General features: G+C 53.4%; 15 protein-coding genes. 8 read left to right on the plus strand and 7 right to left on the minus strand.

Annotated features, from left to right (window positions below; genetic code table 11):
* Positions 1-9: 9 nt before the first annotated feature.
* Positions 10-927, plus strand: a complete 918-nt coding sequence (locus ACPUC7_RS10360; protein WP_494922872.1) for a LysR family transcriptional regulator — start codon at positions 10-12, stop codon at positions 925-927.
* Between the two features lie 83 nt (positions 928-1010).
* Here the strand turns inward: ACPUC7_RS10360 and ACPUC7_RS10365 are convergent, their stop codons facing one another.
* Complete coding sequence (locus tag ACPUC7_RS10365; RefSeq protein ID WP_494922873.1) at positions 1011-2966, minus strand: sigma-54-dependent Fis family transcriptional regulator; 1956 nt, start codon at positions 2964-2966, stop codon at positions 1011-1013.
* Between the two features lie 197 nt (positions 2967-3163).
* Here ACPUC7_RS10365 and ACPUC7_RS10370 point away from each other — a divergent pair, with 197 nt between their 5' ends.
* From ACPUC7_RS10370 to ACPUC7_RS10390, 5 genes are all read left to right on the plus strand, one after another.
* On the plus strand, positions 3164-4186 hold the full coding sequence (locus ACPUC7_RS10370) for a Gfo/Idh/MocA family oxidoreductase (RefSeq protein WP_494922874.1): 1023 nt from the start codon (positions 3164-3166) through the stop codon (positions 4184-4186).
* A complete protein-coding gene (locus ACPUC7_RS10375; protein WP_494922875.1) occupies positions 4186-4965 on the plus strand; it encodes a TIM barrel protein in 780 nt (259 codons plus the stop codon). Before ACPUC7_RS10370 ends, ACPUC7_RS10375 begins: the two co-directional genes overlap by 1 nt.
* A 91-nt stretch (positions 4966-5056) precedes the next feature.
* Positions 5057-5971, plus strand: a complete 915-nt coding sequence (locus ACPUC7_RS10380) for a substrate-binding domain-containing protein (protein ID WP_494922876.1) — start codon at positions 5057-5059, stop codon at positions 5969-5971.
* A 204-nt stretch (positions 5972-6175) separates the two neighbouring features.
* Entirely contained in the window at positions 6176-6940 is a 765-nt protein-coding gene (locus tag ACPUC7_RS10385; protein ID WP_494922877.1) for a glycosyltransferase family 25 protein, read from the plus strand.
* Positions 6941-6948: 8 nt separating this feature from the next.
* Positions 6949-8196 (plus strand): O-antigen ligase family protein, encoded by a 1248-nt coding sequence (locus ACPUC7_RS10390; RefSeq protein ID WP_494922878.1) that lies wholly within the window; start codon positions 6949-6951, stop codon positions 8194-8196.
* A 10-nt stretch (positions 8197-8206) separates the two neighbouring features.
* Here the strand turns inward: ACPUC7_RS10390 and ACPUC7_RS10395 are convergent, their stop codons facing one another.
* Positions 8207-9133: a glycosyltransferase family 2 protein gene (locus tag ACPUC7_RS10395; RefSeq protein ID WP_494922879.1), complete on the minus strand. Its 927-nt coding sequence runs from the start codon at positions 9131-9133 to the stop codon at positions 8207-8209.
* A 236-nt stretch (positions 9134-9369) separates the two neighbouring features.
* Between ACPUC7_RS10395 and ACPUC7_RS10400 the strand changes: the two genes are divergently transcribed.
* Positions 9370-10821: a methyl-accepting chemotaxis protein gene (locus tag ACPUC7_RS10400; RefSeq protein ID WP_494922880.1), complete on the plus strand. Its 1452-nt coding sequence runs from the start codon at positions 9370-9372 to the stop codon at positions 10819-10821.
* A gap of 98 nt (positions 10822-10919) precedes the next feature.
* Here ACPUC7_RS10400 and ACPUC7_RS10405 read toward each other — a convergent pair whose 3' ends face one another.
* The 3 genes from ACPUC7_RS10405 to ACPUC7_RS10415 all read right to left on the minus strand — a co-directional run bounded on the left by ACPUC7_RS10405 (position 10920) and on the right by ACPUC7_RS10415 (position 13213).
* Positions 10920-11210 carry a DUF1330 domain-containing protein gene (locus ACPUC7_RS10405; protein WP_494922881.1) on the minus strand — a complete coding sequence of 97 codons (291 nt, stop codon included), beginning with the start codon at positions 11208-11210 and terminating at the stop codon, positions 10920-10922.
* Positions 11210-12091 carry a glutathione-dependent disulfide-bond oxidoreductase gene (gene yghU, locus ACPUC7_RS10410; RefSeq protein ID WP_494922991.1) on the minus strand — a complete coding sequence of 294 codons (882 nt, stop codon included), beginning with the start codon at positions 12089-12091 and terminating at the stop codon, positions 11210-11212. Before yghU ends, ACPUC7_RS10405 begins: the two co-directional genes overlap by 1 nt.
* Positions 12092-12193: 102 nt before the next feature.
* Positions 12194-13213 (minus strand): LacI family DNA-binding transcriptional regulator, encoded by a 1020-nt coding sequence (locus tag ACPUC7_RS10415; RefSeq protein ID WP_494922882.1) that lies wholly within the window; start codon positions 13211-13213, stop codon positions 12194-12196.
* A gap of 100 nt (positions 13214-13313) precedes the next feature.
* Here ACPUC7_RS10415 and ACPUC7_RS10420 point away from each other — a divergent pair, with 100 nt between their 5' ends.
* The gene (locus tag ACPUC7_RS10420) at positions 13314-14318 is read left to right on the plus strand and encodes a Gfo/Idh/MocA family oxidoreductase (protein ID WP_494922883.1); all 1005 of its coding nucleotides are present in this window, start codon (positions 13314-13316) and stop codon (positions 14316-14318) included.
* A gap of 86 nt (positions 14319-14404) precedes the next feature.
* Here the strand turns inward: ACPUC7_RS10420 and ACPUC7_RS10425 are convergent, their stop codons facing one another.
* On the minus strand, positions 14405-15286 hold the full coding sequence (locus ACPUC7_RS10425) for a sugar phosphate isomerase/epimerase family protein (protein WP_494922884.1): 882 nt from the start codon (positions 15284-15286) through the stop codon (positions 14405-14407).
* A 16-nt stretch (positions 15287-15302) separates the two neighbouring features.
* Positions 15303-16340 (minus strand): Gfo/Idh/MocA family protein, encoded by a 1038-nt coding sequence (locus ACPUC7_RS10430; RefSeq protein ID WP_494922885.1) that lies wholly within the window; start codon positions 16338-16340, stop codon positions 15303-15305.
* Positions 16341-16475: the final 135 nt, after the last annotated feature.

Here is a 16475-nt window from a genome sequence, read left to right on the forward strand (position 1 = left end):
GATAAGCCAATGTTGAATAAAAGTAGAGAATCGCGCACCTCAACCGATGACCTCGCCTTCTTTGTGCGCGTCGCGGCGCTCGACAGTTTAACGGCGGCGGCACGCGAGCTGGGCTTGTCGTTACCGGCGGTGAGTAAGCGCTTGAGCCAGCTGGAGCAGCGCCTAGGCGTGCAGTTATTGAAGCGCACCACGCGGCGCCTGGAATTGACGCCGGAGGGCAAACGTTATCTGGATGGCGCGCGTCCGCTGCTGGATCAACTGGCGGAGTTGGAAGAGTCGGTCAGCAGCCAAACGGCGGTGCTGCGCGGTGCACTCAATATCAATGCGTCGTTTGGTTTTGGTCGTCGGCACGTTGCGCCATGTGTGTCGCGCTTTGCTGCGTTGCATCCTGAATTAGCCATCAGCTTGCAGCTCAGCAGCCAGCCGCTAAATTTTCTCGATGCGCGCGTGGATATTGATATCCGCGTTGGTGAACCGCCGGATGCGCGGCTGATTGCGCGCAAGTTGCGCACCAATCCACGCGTGCTGTGTTGCTCACCGGAGTACGCCGCGCGCCACGGTTTGCCCAACAGCGTTGCCGCGCTGGCTCAGCACCACTGCATTTTACTTCGCCAATTTGACAGTGATTTCGCGTTATGGCGTTTAGGCGATGGCGAGCAACAGCTGACGCAAAAGGTGCGCGGCAATTTAATCACCAACGATGGCGAAGTGGCGATGCAGATGGCGTTGGATGGGCACGGCATTCTGCTGCGTTCGTGGTGGGATGCGCAGCACAGCATTAAGCGTGGCGAATTGGTTCATGTGCTGCCGGAGTGGAGCGCGGCTGACGGCGATATTTTTGCGGTTTGGCAACCGCAGCGACAACCGCTGGCGCGCATCAGTGCGTTTGTTGATTTTTTGCAGTCGGCGCTGCATCAGATATCGTAGTCACTGAGGTCACCATAAATGGCGACCCTACGAATTGAGCTCGTTTTTGTAGGGTCGCCATTTATGGTGACCTGGTGATTTCATCAACCCTTGCGTAAACCCGCCACATCCACCTGCCACTGATTCAGTTTGTTATACAGCGCCGTACGTGAAATCCCCAGCAGCTGCGCAGACTGGCGCAGATTGCCTTTTTGTTCACGCACTACTTGCAGCACATGCTGGCGCTCATTGGCCTGCAACGAGGTCAATTCAGTGACGACCGGCACACTACGCTGCACCATCTCTGCCGGCAAATCGTGGCGATCGATCTCCAATCCTTCACATAAATTCACCATGCGCTCGACCAGATTCTCCAGCTCGCGCACATTGCCCGGCCAGTGCCAGGCTTGTAAACACACCATCGCTTCCGGCGATAACTGCGGCGCGATGCGCTTCAACCGCGTGCACAGCGCCTGAATAAAGGTATTCACCAAACCGGGAATATCCTCCTGACGTTCGCGCAGCGGCGGGATCTCCAGCGAAATCACATTCAGGCGATAGTAAAGATCGCGGCGAAACGCGCCTTTCTCCACCGCATCCAGCAAGTTGCAATGCGTCGCAGCGATAATACGCACGTTGACCTTAAGCGGATGCGCCGCACCGATGCGTACCACTTCGCTCTCTTGCAACACGCGCAGCAAGCTGGTTTGCGCTTCAAGCGGCATCTCACCAATTTCGTCGAGGAACAAAGTGCCGCCATCGGCCAGTTCAAATTTTCCCGCTGAACCACCGCGCCGCGATCCAGTAAACGCGCCATCGACATAACCAAACAGTTCGCTTTGCACTAAATCACGCGGCAATGCGCCACAGTTCAGCGCGATAAACGGCTCTTGTTGGCGCGGACTGGCGTTGTGGATCGCCTGCGCAAACAGCTCTTTACCGGTGCCGCTTTCGCCGCTCAACAACACGGTGCTGTCGCTGCGGCTGCTGGCGCGCGCTTTTTGAATCGCTTGCTGCACGCGCGGTGCGTGGCCGCGAATCATCTCAAAGGTGTAACTGGCGCTCACGCCCATCACCCGCCGGGTAATGGCGCGAATGCGTTGATTCTCGCGTAGCGACAGCACACGGCCACCGTCGGGCGCAGGCATCAGCGAAATCAGACAAGAGAGGGGATTGACGCCATCGGGGATAAATTGCAGTTCACGGTCATTGCAGAACGGCATGGTTAGCAACGATCCACCTTGCGGTTGCAGCAGTACATCGATCGGCCCGGCGTTGGGATCGAGACCGCTGAAGATCTGCCGCGCATAGCGGTTCAGGGTTTTGATCCTGCCGTGACGATCGCAGACGATCACGCCTTCATTCAAGGTTTCAAGGATCGATTGCTGTTCGGCCAGCAAACGACGCAGCATCAACTGCTGTCCCACGGCTTCGGCCGCCGCCTGCACGGTGCCGAGCGTGTGCGCATTAAAGTTGTCAGGCGTGGCGGTGAGTGTCAGCACGCCCAGCAGCTGGCCGTTGGCGTCGCGCACCGGTGCGGCAGCACATTGATAATGACGCTTACGCAGATCGAGCTTCCAGTTCTCGCCGCTCAGTACGTACACCAGCCGCTGCTCAATCAGGCAGCGCGCGGTACAGTTGGTGCCCAACACATCTTCACGCAGGATGCTGCCGACCGGCGTCAGATCCGCGCCGCAGAAATGCAGCGTCACGCCGTTGGCATCGGTCAGATTGATGTGACCGTCCGGGTTATACGCCAGCAAGTTTTCCATGATGCTGCGCGCCGCGAGGATCAGTTCAGCATTGTTCTCAAGGATCGCTGCCAGCTCATCGGCGGGCGGGGAAATATAGGAGAAAGTGGCGGGATCGATAGCGCGCTGATGCGATCGCTGCCACGACTGCAAAATACTGGGCCGCATCCAACCCGGTTGCTCACCGCGCTCAAAGCTGTGCCAGCCTTGCCATAACAAGGTATCCCATTCACCGACCTCCGCGCTGTCCGGCAAGCTGAAGATCGGATCGCTTTCATCTTTAAACGGCAAACGCTCCATGACACGCATGTGACACTCCTGACCAGACTGGAATGTCCATTTTATTGACATGTGAAGTTGACATGTAAATTTTGTTGCCAGTTTGTGAGCTGTATCTGTGTGAGCCTTCACAAATTTGCGCCCATTCCAGTTGGCATCGCCTTTGCACTAGTCGCTGCACATCCCAGCGCTCGAATGAGCATATCCAAAACAATAAGGAATAGGTCATGACATTTCATCACAAGCCCGTTCGCGTCGGCCTGATTGGCGCAGGACGCATGGGCAGCTTCCACGCTGAAAATCTCGCTTATCGTGTGCCGGGCGCGGTACTGGCGGCGGTTGCCGATCCGCTGCCGGGCGCAGCAGAAGCGCTGACCAACAAACTTGGCGTGGCGGCGAAAGCTTATAGCGATCTGCATGCGCTGTTACAAGATCCTGAAATCGATGCGGTGGCGATTGCCGCGCCAGCGCGCACCCACGCCGAATGGGTGATTGCCGCGGCCAACGCCGGCAAACATGTGTTCTGCGAAAAGCCGATGGCGGTGACGCTAGCGGATGCCGATCGCGCCATTGCTGCCGCCAAAGCCGCGGGTGTGGTGCTGCAAGTCGGTTTTAACCGTCGCTTTGATTCCGGCTTTTCCGCCGCGATCGCCGCGGTGAAAGCCGGTGAAAATGGCACCACGCAACTGAGCCGATCGCTGACGCGCGATCCGGGCCTGCACGATCCTTCGCGCATTCCGCAATGGACCATCTTCCTTGAAACGCTGATCCACGATTTCGATACGCTGCTGCACTTCAATCCCGGTGCCAAACCAGTAGAAATTTACGCGTTGGCCGATGCGCTGGTGCGCCCGGATTTCAAAGACCAAGGTTTGCTGGATACCTCAGTGGTTACCATCCGCTTTGATAATGGTGCGATTGCCACTGCCGAAGCCAACTTCCAGGCGGTGTACGGCTACGACGTGCGCGGCGAAGTGTTTGGCAGCAAAGGCATGTTGCTGGCAGGCCACATCAACGCCAATCACTGCGTGCGTTATCACCAGGATGGCATTGCCATTGAAACCTCACGCATGGATTCAGACCTGTTGAGTGAAGCTTATGTCGCGGAGATGGCCGAGTTTGCGCGCTGCATCCGCAGTGGCGAAACGCCGCGCGCCACCGGTGAAGATGCGCGTAACGCGCTGGAAATCGCTGTGGCCTGTATCGAATCGGTACAGCAGAAAAAACCGATCAAACTGGGAGCGCGCTAATGGCCGGTTATCAACTATCAGTTTGTGCCGAAATGGTGTTTCTCGATTTGCCATTCGTTGAGCGGGTGAAGCGTATTGATGAATTGGGCTTTGGCGTCGAAATCTGGGGCTGGGCCAACAAGGATATTGATGCGCTAGCGGCGACCGGCGCGCGTTTCACCTCGATGACCGGCTATCTCAGCGGCAATCTGACCGACGACGACCAAATCCAGCAGCTGCTGCAAAGTGCCGAAGCCTCGCTGGCGATTGCCGAACGGCTTAACTGTCCCGTATTAAACCTGCATGGCACCGGATTGGATGACAAAGGTTTGCCGGTTAAGCCGGTGGAAGTGGTGACCGGCGCGATGTGGCTGAAAGCGGTGGATACGCTGCGCAAAGTGGCGCAGTTGGGCGAACGTGCTGGACGCGTGTTCACGCTGGAGAATCTCAACTTGCCGGTCGATCATCCCGGCACGCCGTTCGCGCTGGCCGCCGACACCCTGGCGCTGGTGGAAGCGGTGAACAGCCCGGCGTTGAAGATGAATCTCGACCTGTATCACGCGCAGATCGGTGAAGGCAATTTGATCGAACTGATTCGTCGTTGCGGTTCCGCAATTGGTGAAATTCAGGTGGCCGATGTGCCGGGACGTCAGCAGCCCGGCACTGGCGAAATCAACTATTTCGCTATCGCCCGTGCGCTTCAGGAGGTGGGCTATCAAGGCACGGTGGCGATGGAGGGCTGGGCCAGCGGGGAAAGCAGTGCCGCGCTCAAGCAGTTCCGCGAACACTTTGCCTTGTAAGTGTTGCACCGCCGGGTATTTGCCTGTTGCCCGGCACTAAATAAGCTGTTGAATAAAAATATAAAACCTCAAACCCTACAGGATTTAACTTATGAAACTCAGAAACGTGATGCTGTGTGCCTGCTCGCTGCTGCTCAGTTTGAGCGTCAGCGCCAAAACCTTCACCGTCGGCGTGGCGCTGGCTAACTTCGACCTCAACTTTGTATCAATTCTGCGTACGCAAATGCAGGAAGAACTCAAAGCCAATCAGCTCAACAGCCAGTTTGTTGATGCGAAAGGGGATGTGGCGCTGCAAGTACAGCAAGTGGATGATTTTATTAACCAGGGCGTCGATGCCATCATTCTCAATCCGGTGGATACCCAAGGCGTGTTGCCGATGATTACTGCGGCGAAAAACGCCAATATCCCGCTGATTTTCGTTAACCGTAAGCCAGAAGTTAAGTTGCCAGCGGATATGGCGTATGTCGGTTCTGATTCAGCGCTAGGCGGTGAAATGCAGATGGAAGCGCTGGCGAAGAAGATGAACTACAAAGGCAACGTGGCGATTCTGATGGGCGCGCTCTCCAACGAAGAAGCGCGCGAACGTACCCGCGCGGTGGAAGCGGTGATCGCCAAATACAAAGATATGAAGGTGATTGAGAAGCAAACGGCCAAATGGCAGCGTAACGAAGCGGTGGATGTGGTTTCAAGCTGGCTGCTGAATCAGCGTCCCATTGATGCTATCGCCGCCAACAATGATGAGATGGCGATTGGTGCGATCATGGCGCTGAGCCAGGCGAAGAACGAGAAGATTTTGGTCGCCGGTATCGACGGCACGCCAGATGGTCAGCAGTTTGTGAAGAACGGCAAGATGACGCTGACCATTTTCCAGGATGCCAAAGGCCAGGCAACCGGCGCGGTGAAAGTCACCAAAGCGCTACTGGATAAGCAGAAAGTGCAGGAGTTTAACTGGGTGCCGTATCAAACCATCACGCCAGAGAATTACGCGCAGTTCGCGGCGAAGTAAGCTTTTCCCCTCACCCTAACCCTCTCCCATGCGCGGGAGAGGGAACCGATCTACCCTCCTTTTCATTCCATTTTTCTTACAACATTTGGCGCCGGCCTAAAGTAAAAGGTGCTGAAAATCGTCGCGTTTCGTGTAAAATTCCCCTCTAAATTTATTTGAACATTGCATAACTTTGTGATTTTCCAACATGATTTTGAGGCTTAGATGAAGGTTTTTATCATCAATTTGGAAAACTATGCAGCCAGAAAAGAGCATGCGTTGCAGCAGTGCAACAGCATTGGATTAGAGGCTGATGTTTTCAATGCAATTGATGGCCGTTTGCTTTCGCCTCAACAAATAAGCGAAAAAACCCACCCTGAATTATCTGTTGGATTAACTGAAAGCGAAATTGGTTGTGCTTTAAGCCATCATGGCGTGTATGAAAAGATGGTCAGGGAAAACATCGAGTTAGCCTTGGTATTAGAAGATGATGTGTTGTTTGACGACCATTCGCGCAATGTTATTGATTATCTGTCCAATCACTTCCCGCAACGACCAACACTTTGCTTATTAAGTGAGGTAAGAAAATACCTGCGTGGCGGAGAAAAGATCCCAACTTCAGACCACAAGATTGTGAATGTTAGCCAGGCTGCACTGGCTCATGCTTACTTTATCAATCTGGCTGCCGCTAAAAAGCTCTACGAATTTATGTATCCCGTTTGGCTTGAGGCCGATCGTTGGACATTCCTGATTGAGTCTGACGTGGTCAATATTAAAGCCGTAGTGCCACCGGTAGGGCATTTATCTGAATTAAGCTTTGAATCGACAATTTGGCATGGTGGTGCTGAACTGGAGAGTAAAAAAGTTGTCAGGGAATTACGCAAGGTGACGGTGAAGAAAATCAGAAATAATCGTCCCTTAAAGATTAAACTGAAAAATTCACTGTGGCGCATATTCATTCGACCATTTTTTGAAGTTAAACAGGATTAAGGGTTTTGATGTCAGTGTTAAATAGAAATAATCTTCATCTGTTGCTGCCGTGCCTGGCATTTGCTTCATTGGTTTCTATTTTGCCACTCGCGTTTGTTTATGAAAAAGGTGGGCGTGTGCTGTTTTACTATTGCGCCTACTTCTCATTAACTGGCTTGGTGCTGGACGCGTTTAAAAAGAAAACCATTGATTTAAAGAATAGCAAAGCGCTTGCCATGTTAATGTTGGGTGTGATGTTCATTGGCTGGTCTTTATACGCGAAATATTATGATGGCGAAGCTGGTGAACTCTATTTTACCGCGGGAAAACGATGCGCGCTGGCTTTCATTATCATGACCTATATTTTTTATCTTTATCGCGAAAAAGTCCTTGATAACGCTTTAATAATAAAGTGTTGTGCGATTTCACTGGTGTTAGCCTTTATCACCTCAAGCTCATTTGCATTCATTCAGGCATTGACCTCACCGGAAAGAGTGGTGCTGGGCATTAACCGCGCTACGCTTACCGCCTACGCCTACTCAGCAGTAACCTTAGCGCTGATTACCTGGATTTTGCACTCGGTTGAAAGTCACTATAAAAAACTCTATTTCTTAGCCGTTGCCATAATCTCACTGGGTGTGATTATGTTAACGCAGACGCGTTCTGCAATGGTTATTCATACACTGTTATTGGCTTATTTGACTTTTAGACTTTTTACCTTAACGCGCAATATTAAGTTTATTGGTTTTGTCGCACTGTTAATGCTGGTTGCGGTTGGTCTAAGTTATAAAGTGATTGAAACGCGGTTCGATACTTCCGTTCAGGAATATCATGATTACCAGCAAGGCAATGACCGAACATCATTAGGTTCGCGTTTTACCATGTGGAAAACTGGCATCTTGTCTTTCGAGCAAGCGCCATTTGGTCAGTCACAAACAGAACGCAATCAGTTCATCACTCATTATTTAGATGCACACAATAATAAAGACTCTTGGGCGATGATTTATATTAAGGTTCATCTGCACAATGAATTTATTCAGTATGCTTCTCTATTTGGTGTGTTGGGCGTGTTGGTACTGCTGTATTTCTTCTACATCTTTATCATTGCTGAGTACAAACGTAACGGCTCATTAACCCCCATCGCCATGGCGGCTATTGCCATATTGCTTTACGGCATGACCGATGTTGTCCTCACCTCAATCGAATTTATTGCCATGTTTAGTGTATTGGTGGTGATGTTAACGTTGATGGAAAATAAAGAAACCAAGCGCCGTTAAGGCGCTTTTTTTAGAATCCCTTCAATTTCATTTTCATAAACTTTTTCTTCAGGCTAAATCTGACTTTGTTATCAACCAGGAAAGAAAAGGTTGGAACATGGTTTATCGCCTGCTTCACCACAAATTTCTCGTGCTCATCACCAATCATCGAATAAAACTTATGTGCCAAATTAATCCAATGGCAGGCAAGCAGGTTGCGGTATTTGTCACCCAACACATCATCCATCTGTTGCGTGGCTTTGATCAGCATCGATATCTTATCCGCATCCAGTTTGCTTGAGAGACTTTGCCCGCGCTTAAAATAGAGATAAGGCCCCTGGCTGGCTAACGCGATGTTATGGCTGGCTTTGAGGATTGAGGGGAATAGAAAAGCATCCTCATAACAGGTGAAGTCAGGGAAATGATGATCAGCAAACAGCGAACGCTTAATAAACTGGCCAATAAAATGCGCCTGAACTTCGCGATGGATGAGGAATTTTTCAATAATTTGATGTTGAGTCAATGCGGTGACGCTTAATCCCTGCCACTGCTGTGGTCTGGATTTATTCTCATAAACTTCATTAAGCGGAGCGAGCAGCATATCAGGTTGCTGTAGCTGCAAGAAACTCACAATATCAGCGAATGAATGCGGCAATAACTGATCATCGCCATCCAACATGGTGATGTATTGGCCGCTGCATTGGCTAACGCCAAAGTTTCTGACTTTGCCAATATTACGCAGCGCGACATCAAAGATTTTTACCTGCGGCAGGGCAGTTGAGAAAGATTGCAGCAGTTCAGCAGTATTATCCGTCGATGAATCATTCACCAAAATAATCTCAACCCTTTGTTCAACGCCAAGACAGGCCTTTTTAAGGCTGTCTAATGTGGCGGAAATATAGCGATCGCAATTATGCGCGGTGACCAAAACGCTGAGAATGTAAGGTGAATCCATCATAAGTATCTTTCCGCTGCCGCTCAAAGAGCACTAAATGCGCATAGTACACCAGCTTTCTGGCAGGAATCGAAGGAAATTGCCCAGCTTTATATTCGTGAGCAAGGTCGCAGTGTGATCGACAATTAGTCACCGCAATTAAACTTCTTCGCCAATTCGCCGATAGTTTATACACCTAGTCCGTGCGCCTGGCCCCGCGCTTTGGGCTTTATGATCAACCTTTGTTATGGAACAACCTTATGATCGCAACGCCCTTGTCAGGCCCGACGTCTTCTCCAGCGGAGATGGTTTCCCTCAAACGCATTGCGCAACGCGCTGATAGCCTGGCGGTGATTTTAAGCTGGGCGTTGTGGCCGATTGCGCTCGGCGTGGGTTGGTTCAATGACAACTTGATGGTGGCGGTGATAGCCGGATTACTGCTGGCGTTGCTGGCGACCTTCTTCGGCACCGTGTTACGCGGCACGCTAACTTCGCGTTTGGTGTTATCGACGCTGTTAATCGGTTGGGCGGGATTGTTGATTCAACTGGGCGATGGCGAAACCGAATATCACTTCTCCGTGTTTGTGTTGATGTCGGCGCTGCTAGCGTGGCGTGATGTTCGCCCAATAGTGATGGGCGCGGCCGCAGCGGCAACACATCATGTGTTGTTCAATTATCTGCAAGCCAACGATCTGTTTGGCGTCATCGTGTTTCATCATCCCGGCTGGGACATGGTGCTGTTCCATGCGCTGTTTGTGGTGGCGCAAACCGCCATGCTGCTGGTGATCGCCCGACAGATGGCCGCCGATGCGCGTTCCGCCAGCGAAGTGGCGGAGTTGGCGGCGCACATCAATCAACAAGCCGGTTATCTGACGCTGAGCGCCGATAGCCAGCAGAGCGAAACGCCGTTTGCGCGTACTTTCAGCACCACGCTCGGCACCATGCACGGCACTTTGCATCAGGTCAGCGCAGGTGTGGGTTTGCTGCTGGCCGAATCCGACAGCATTCTTGAGCGCAATGCGGCGCTTTCAACGCGTACCGACGAACAAGCGCAGGCACTGGAGGTGGCGGCCAGCGCGATGACTGAAATCAGCATCGCCGCCAGCTTAACCCGCGATAAAGCGCAGGGCGCACGCGAGTTAGCCAGCGAGACACGCAATGTGGCGACGCGCGGCGAAGAGAATATTCAGTCGGCAATACGTTCGATGGAAAAGATTAGCGAAGAGTCACGCCGGGTGAAAATCATCCTTGAACTGATCGACGGTATTGCCTTCCAGACCAACATTTTATCGTTGAATGCCTCGGTTGAGGCGGCGCGTGCCGGTAGTCAGGGGCGCGGTTTTGCCGTGGTGGCGAGCGAAGTGCGTAATCTGGCGATGCGCAGTGAAAGTGCGGCGCGTGAGATTCGTCAGCTGATGGATGCCAGTTCTGCCAGTACAGAACATGGCAGTGCGCAAGTGCAACATGCGGCACAAACCATGCGCGAAATTCACAGCAGTATCAGCGGGTTGTCGCAGTTGGTAACGGAGTTATCGGAGATGAGCGAGCAGCAGAATCTGAGCATTGAGCAGATTCAGCAGAGCATTAATAGTATCGACCATAGCGTGCATCACAACGTGCAGCATGTGGCGGAAACCCTGCAGGTGGCGCAGCAACAGCAGCAGCAAGCCAATGCGTTGCAGCAGGCGATTTCATTGTTTAAGTTGGGATAAATGCGGCAATCAAAAAGGTCACCATAAATGGCGACCTTACGCTTGAACCTGTAGGGTCGCCATTCATGGCGACCTGGTCAATCACCGTGCAGATGCGCTTACGCTACACCGTTAACCAGCAACACGCGGTAATTGGCGCCTTTCACGCGATGTGCTTTGGCTTCCTGATAGGCCGGGCTGTGATACCAGGCTTTGGCGGCGTCAATATCCGCAAACTCCAGCACCACCACACCTTCGGCATCTCGGCCTTCAAGCACTTCTAAATCGCCATAAAACGCCAGCGGCGTGATCTGATGATCGCCACGCGCTGCGCCGGCTTTCTGCGCGTAGGTCGCCAGTTGATCCTTATCCAGCGTCTCGTCCTTAATCATCACTACATAAGCCGCCATTATTTCTCGCCTCGCGCCTGACGTTTGTCTTCAGTATTGGTATCGAAATCAGAGGCATCGTGGCGCTCCAGCAGTTGATCCTGCGGCTCAGCACCAAAGGCACGATTCACCTTACGACCGCGAATCACCGCTGGACGCTCAGCAATCTCTTTCGCCCAGCGCAGCACATTTTTGTACGACTTGGCATCAAGGAATTCGCTGCCGCCATATTGATCGTTCAGCACCAGATTGCCGTACCACGGCCAGGTGGCGATGTCGGCGATGGTGTATTCATCACCGGCGAGGAAGCGGTTATCCGCCAGTTGACGATCCAGCACGTCGAGCTGACGTTTGGCTTCCAGCGTGAAGCGGTTAATTGCGTATTCGATTTTCTCTGGCGCGTAGTGGTAGAAGTGACCAAAACCGCCGCCGAGGTACGGCGCGGAACCTTGTAGCCAGAACAGCCAGTTGAGCGCTTCGGTGCGACCCGCCAGCGTAGTTGGCAGGAAGTGCCCGAATTTCTCCGCCAGATACAGCAGAATGTTGCCGGACTCAAACACGCGCTGCGGCGGCGTGACGGAATGATCGCTAAGCGCCGGGATTTTAGAGTTTGGGTTCACATCGACAAAACCGCTGGAGAACTGATCGCCATCGCCAATGCGGATCAGCCAGGCATCGTACTCGGCGTCTTTCGCGCCGACCGCCAGCAACTCTTCCAGCAGGATGGTCACTTTCTGGCCGTTTGGCGTGCCCAGCGAATAAAGTTGGAGCGGATGTTTGCCGACCGGCAGAGTTTTCTCATGCGTCGGCCCGGCGGTTGGACGGTTGGTTTTCGCGCCGTTACCTTTGGCTTCCGGGTCCCAGGTCCAGACTTTCGCGGGCTGATACTGATGTTCCGACATAGTGATTTCGCCTTGTTGTGTTTGCATTTTTTGCTGCTACTGAGTGTAGCAGCCAGGATTACAGGCGATTTAACCTCGCTGGCGGTGCCACGCAAAGTCCGATTATGTAAAGTTCTCTTGCGTAAACAGCATAAAGTCGACTTTGCCGGGCTGATAAGTGTCGGGCGTTTCGCCCTCTTCAAGGTGGCGCAGCAGCAAGGTGAGCGCCAACTGCGCATGGCGGCGGGTGTTTTGATCGAGCGTCAGCGTCAGGACGCGTTTTTCCAATAGCTGACGCGTGGTGCTGTACAGTTCGTGCGTAACGTACACCACTTTGCCGCCGAGACGATGGCGCGCCAGCGCTTCATCAATCTGTGTGTTGCCCATGCCGGTATTGTACAAGCCAACAATCTGCTGCGATCCGGCCAGCGTTTTCTCCAGCAGGCGGCTGATGCGCGCGCGTTCATCTTGTCCCGCCAGAATTTCGCGTAAACGTAATTGCGGAAAGCGCTCGGCCAGCACCGCCTGGAAGCCTTCAATGCGCTGGCGATGAGCGGAGTAATCAGCGCGACCGCTGATCAATACCACATCGCCCGGCTGCGACAGCATGCTGCCCAGCATTAATCCGGCGGTGCGTCCGGCTTTGTATTGATTGATGCCGACGTGGCATAAGCGCTCGGCATGCGGCAAATCAGCCACCAACGTGATCACCGGCACACCACGCGCTTTGCAGGCCGCCAAAGCGTCATAAATCTGGGGCGTTTCATGGGCGAAGACGATCAGCGCATCCATCTTCTTGCTGCTGGCTTCGATGTGGCGGGCCAATTTCTCCGGCGCGTTTTCCGGAATTAAGGTGCGATGCAGGCGTAAGCGGCGATAGCCCAGTTCATCGGCCAGCGTGGCGAAATCCTGCGCCAGCTGCTGAAAGAAGAACGAACCGTTGCCACTGAGCAGCACTTCAATCTGCCACGTGCGGCGATGTTCTTCCGGCAGAATGCGCTTCAAACCGGCGTCACGCGCGGCTTGCAGGATCTTTTTGGTCATCGCGGGCGATACGCCACCACGATCGTTGAGTACCCGATCCACCGTGGCGACACCTACGCCAACTTGCTTTGCCAACTCGGCGAGCGTCACTGCTTTCATCTGAGTGAATTCCATCAAAAACCGCGTTCAGACAGCCTGCCAGAAAGCGCTATTTTGACAAGCTCGGCTATCCCGAACTGTGAACAGAAGAGGCGTAAATATGCAGACTTTGCAACGTTTTGCATTGATTGGCAGTGGATTTATCGGCCAGGTCCACGCGGCGAATTTGGCGGCGCATCCGGGCGTGAAATTGGCGTTGGTGTGCGACATTGATCATTCGCGTGCCGAGGCGGTGGCGCAGCGTTTTGGCGCAGTGGCGGGCAGCGTGCAGCAGGCGCTGAATAGCGATGCGATAGATGCGGTGCTGGTTGCTAGCGCCACGCCAACCCACGCTGATTTACTGGAGCAAGCGGTGCGCGCGGGCAAAGCAGTGTATTGCGAAAAGCCGATCGATCTGTCGCTGCAACGCGCGCGTGACGTGGTAGAGAAGATCTCGCCGCTCAAGGTGCCGGTAACGGTAGGCTTTAATCGCCGATTCGATCTCAGCCATCAGCAACTGAAAGCGCAATTCAAGCAAGGCGTGATTGGCAAAGCGGAATTGATTCAGATGGCGTGCCGCGCGTCTGAATTGCCGCCGATTAGTTATTTACAAGCTTCTGGCGGCCAGATGCGCGATCAGGCAATCCACTTTTTCGATTTACTGCGCTGGCTGACCGAAGATGAAGTGGTGACGGTTGGCGCGCTGGGCGCGGCGCTGGCGATGCCGGAAATCCGTGAGTTTGATGTGGATACCTCGGTGCTGATTATGCGTATGCAGCAGGGCGCGCTGGCGCAGTTGGATAACACCCGGCGTACCGCGTATGGCTACGACGAGCGCATCAGCGTGATGGGCAGCGCTGGCATGCTGGCGTCGGAAAGCCAGTCAACGCGCGGCGCAACCTTGTATCAAGGCAATGGCATCACTCAGCCGGGTTTGTATGCGGATTGGTTTAGCCGCGTTCAGGCGACCTATTACAGCCATTTGGATGCGTTTGTGCGGCATATTAACGGCGAGCAAGTGGATGGATTGCCGGGATTAATCGATGGTTTGCGTGCCCAGGCGATTGCCGAGGCGGCGCAGCTTTCATTGGTTCGCGGCGAGTTTGTGGCGGTGGAGGATATTTGATGATTTGAGGGTGTTTGTGCGCTTTGCCCCTCACCCTAACCCTCTCCCACAAGTAGGAGAGGGGACAGTCCGTGCGTGCTGCTCAATTAACCCAACAACTCGCGCTCAATCAACTCGCGCGTTTCAACAGCCTGATATTTCATCTTTTCTGGATAGCCAAACAGCGCTGCTGAGATAATCGATTCGCCGCCCACTTTATAACTGCGATGAGCAAAATCCATTTCACGCAGCGCTTCGAATAGCGCATCGAAATTCACTTCGCCTTCGCCGACCGCCACGTGCTGGTGGATGGTGGCATCCACGCCCGGCGGGTTGACGATATAGCGACAATGCTTGGTGTGATTCATAGTATCGGCGATCAACATGTGCGACAAATCGTCGCCGGCATAGTGCAGCATGCTTTTCACATCACCGACGCCTTTGTCGTAATAGAAGGTGTGCGGCGCGCTGTAAATGTACTTCACATTATCGCTGCGGAACGACTTCACAATATCCGCGGTTTCGTTGCTCTGTTCGCAGAAATCCCACGGATGTGCCTGAATTTCGACGCGAATGCCTTCACGTTCGAAGATTGGCAGCAGTTCTTCCATCGAACGGTAGAACATCTCTTCACAGATTTCGGGTTCGTTGGGATTACCCGAAAGCTCGGTATTGATCACCTGCACGCCCATCTCGACAGCAATCTCAATCATGCGTTTCCAGTTCTTCACTGCCGCCTGACGACGCAACTCATCCGGGCCAGACCAGCGATAGACGGTAATAAACGATGAGATCTCCACGCCGGTCGCGTTCAGCGCATTTTTGTATTCGCGCATGATTTCGCGGCTGGCTTTGGGATGCTTATAGAACGGATTGATCTGCGGATGTGGCGACTGCTCAATGTATTTGTAGCCCCATTCCGCCACCTGATGCACCATGCGCGTGATGCCTAAGTCCCTGATTACATCCACATCAAAAGCGATTTTCATTGTTTTCTCCTGAACGTTAAGCGGTGCGCTCTTCATTGAACACCACACCAATCTGCTTTCTGACTTCGTCCATGGCGCTGAGTGTGGCCAAAGAGGTCGCCAGCGGGCGCACGGGCGAGTCGAGCAAGCCCTGATGAATGCACCAAGCGGTGTGGTCGATTTCATGACTGAGCTGAATATAGCGATCATTGGTTTCTTCCCAGCCCAGCGTGTGGCGGCCATCGCTGGAGGTAACACGGAAGTTGCCCGGCGCGTAGAACTGGCCGTCAAGGTACAGCGTGGCATCGCGACCGGCGATCACTGCCGTGCCGGGCGTGTTGCTGAACAGCGTGGTGTTCAGCACCGCATGCATGCCGTTGGCGTGGGTAAACAGCATCGATGTTTGGCCGTTGACGCCGCCCGGCGCGGGTTGGCCTTTAGCGATGATGCTTTCTGGCGCACCGGCGACCAGCACGCTAAAACTCACCAAATAACTGCCGAGATCCAGCATTGGGCCGCCCGCCAGATCGTGATTGAAGATGCGATGATTGGAGGTGAAATGTTCACCATGATCGGCGATCAGCGTGTGTACGTCGCCTAGCGCGCCATCGGCTAATAACTGGCGAATCACATCGTACTTCGGCGCAAAATCACACCACATCGCTTCAATGCACAAACGCTGTTGCTTTTGCGCTTCCTGTTGCAGTTGCAAAGCTTGCTGCGCATTGAGCGCCAGCGGTTTTTCAATCAACACATGCTTGCCAGCCCGCAAAGTAAGTAAGCCATCGGGGAAGTGGTGATTGTGCGGCGTGGCGATGTACACCACATCAATATCATTGCGGCTCAACAACGCATCAATGCCTTGTACCGCATGGGGAATCTCCCACTTGCGGGCAAAAGCCTGCGCTTTATCGAGGCTGCGCGAAGAGACCGCTACCAGTTGCTGTTGCGTATGGAGGCGCAGCGCGTTGGCAAAGTGGTCGGCAATCCAGCCGGGACCGACAATGCCCCAGCGCAACGCCGGAATTTGGTGAGATGGATGACGGCGCGGGGCAGGTAAGGTGGTAGGGAACATATCCTCTCCATTTTTATTAATGAGGCAGATCGCTTTTCACTATAAGAAGCGGATGCGGCCGCCTCTAACCTTTTGCTGATGCAAAACCATCACTCTGCACCGCGCGCATTGGACAAATAAATATCAAACATATGT

The organism is Pantoea sp. CFCC18179, from assembly GCF_059412405.1.

What these genes read in the sequence shown, in the direction of transcription:
- ACPUC7_RS10360 (WP_494922872.1), top strand. Translation starts at nt 10, where the DNA reads ATGTTGAATAAAAGTAGAGAATCGCGCACCTCAACCGATGACCTCGCC.
- ACPUC7_RS10365 (WP_494922873.1), bottom strand. Translation starts at nt 2,966, where the DNA reads ATGCGTGTCATGGAGCGTTTGCCGTTTAAAGATGAAAGCGATCCGATC.
- ACPUC7_RS10370 (WP_494922874.1), top strand. Translation starts at nt 3,164, where the DNA reads ATGACATTTCATCACAAGCCCGTTCGCGTCGGCCTGATTGGCGCAGGA.
- ACPUC7_RS10375 (WP_494922875.1), top strand. Translation starts at nt 4,186, where the DNA reads ATGGCCGGTTATCAACTATCAGTTTGTGCCGAAATGGTGTTTCTCGAT.
- ACPUC7_RS10380 (WP_494922876.1), top strand. Translation starts at nt 5,057, where the DNA reads ATGAAACTCAGAAACGTGATGCTGTGTGCCTGCTCGCTGCTGCTCAGT.
- ACPUC7_RS10385 (WP_494922877.1), top strand. Translation starts at nt 6,176, where the DNA reads ATGAAGGTTTTTATCATCAATTTGGAAAACTATGCAGCCAGAAAAGAG.
- ACPUC7_RS10390 (WP_494922878.1), top strand. Translation starts at nt 6,949, where the DNA reads ATGTCAGTGTTAAATAGAAATAATCTTCATCTGTTGCTGCCGTGCCTG.
- ACPUC7_RS10395 (WP_494922879.1), bottom strand. Translation starts at nt 9,133, where the DNA reads ATGATGGATTCACCTTACATTCTCAGCGTTTTGGTCACCGCGCATAAT.
- ACPUC7_RS10400 (WP_494922880.1), top strand. Translation starts at nt 9,370, where the DNA reads ATGATCGCAACGCCCTTGTCAGGCCCGACGTCTTCTCCAGCGGAGATG.
- ACPUC7_RS10405 (WP_494922881.1), bottom strand. Translation starts at nt 11,210, where the DNA reads ATGGCGGCTTATGTAGTGATGATTAAGGACGAGACGCTGGATAAGGAT.
- yghU (WP_494922991.1), bottom strand. Translation starts at nt 12,091, where the DNA reads ATGTCGGAACATCAGTATCAGCCCGCGAAAGTCTGGACCTGGGACCCG.
- ACPUC7_RS10415 (WP_494922882.1), bottom strand. Translation starts at nt 13,213, where the DNA reads ATGAAAGCAGTGACGCTCGCCGAGTTGGCAAAGCAAGTTGGCGTAGGT.
- ACPUC7_RS10420 (WP_494922883.1), top strand. Translation starts at nt 13,314, where the DNA reads ATGCAGACTTTGCAACGTTTTGCATTGATTGGCAGTGGATTTATCGGC.
- ACPUC7_RS10425 (WP_494922884.1), bottom strand. Translation starts at nt 15,286, where the DNA reads ATGAAAATCGCTTTTGATGTGGATGTAATCAGGGACTTAGGCATCACG.
- ACPUC7_RS10430 (WP_494922885.1), bottom strand. Translation starts at nt 16,340, where the DNA reads ATGTTCCCTACCACCTTACCTGCCCCGCGCCGTCATCCATCTCACCAA.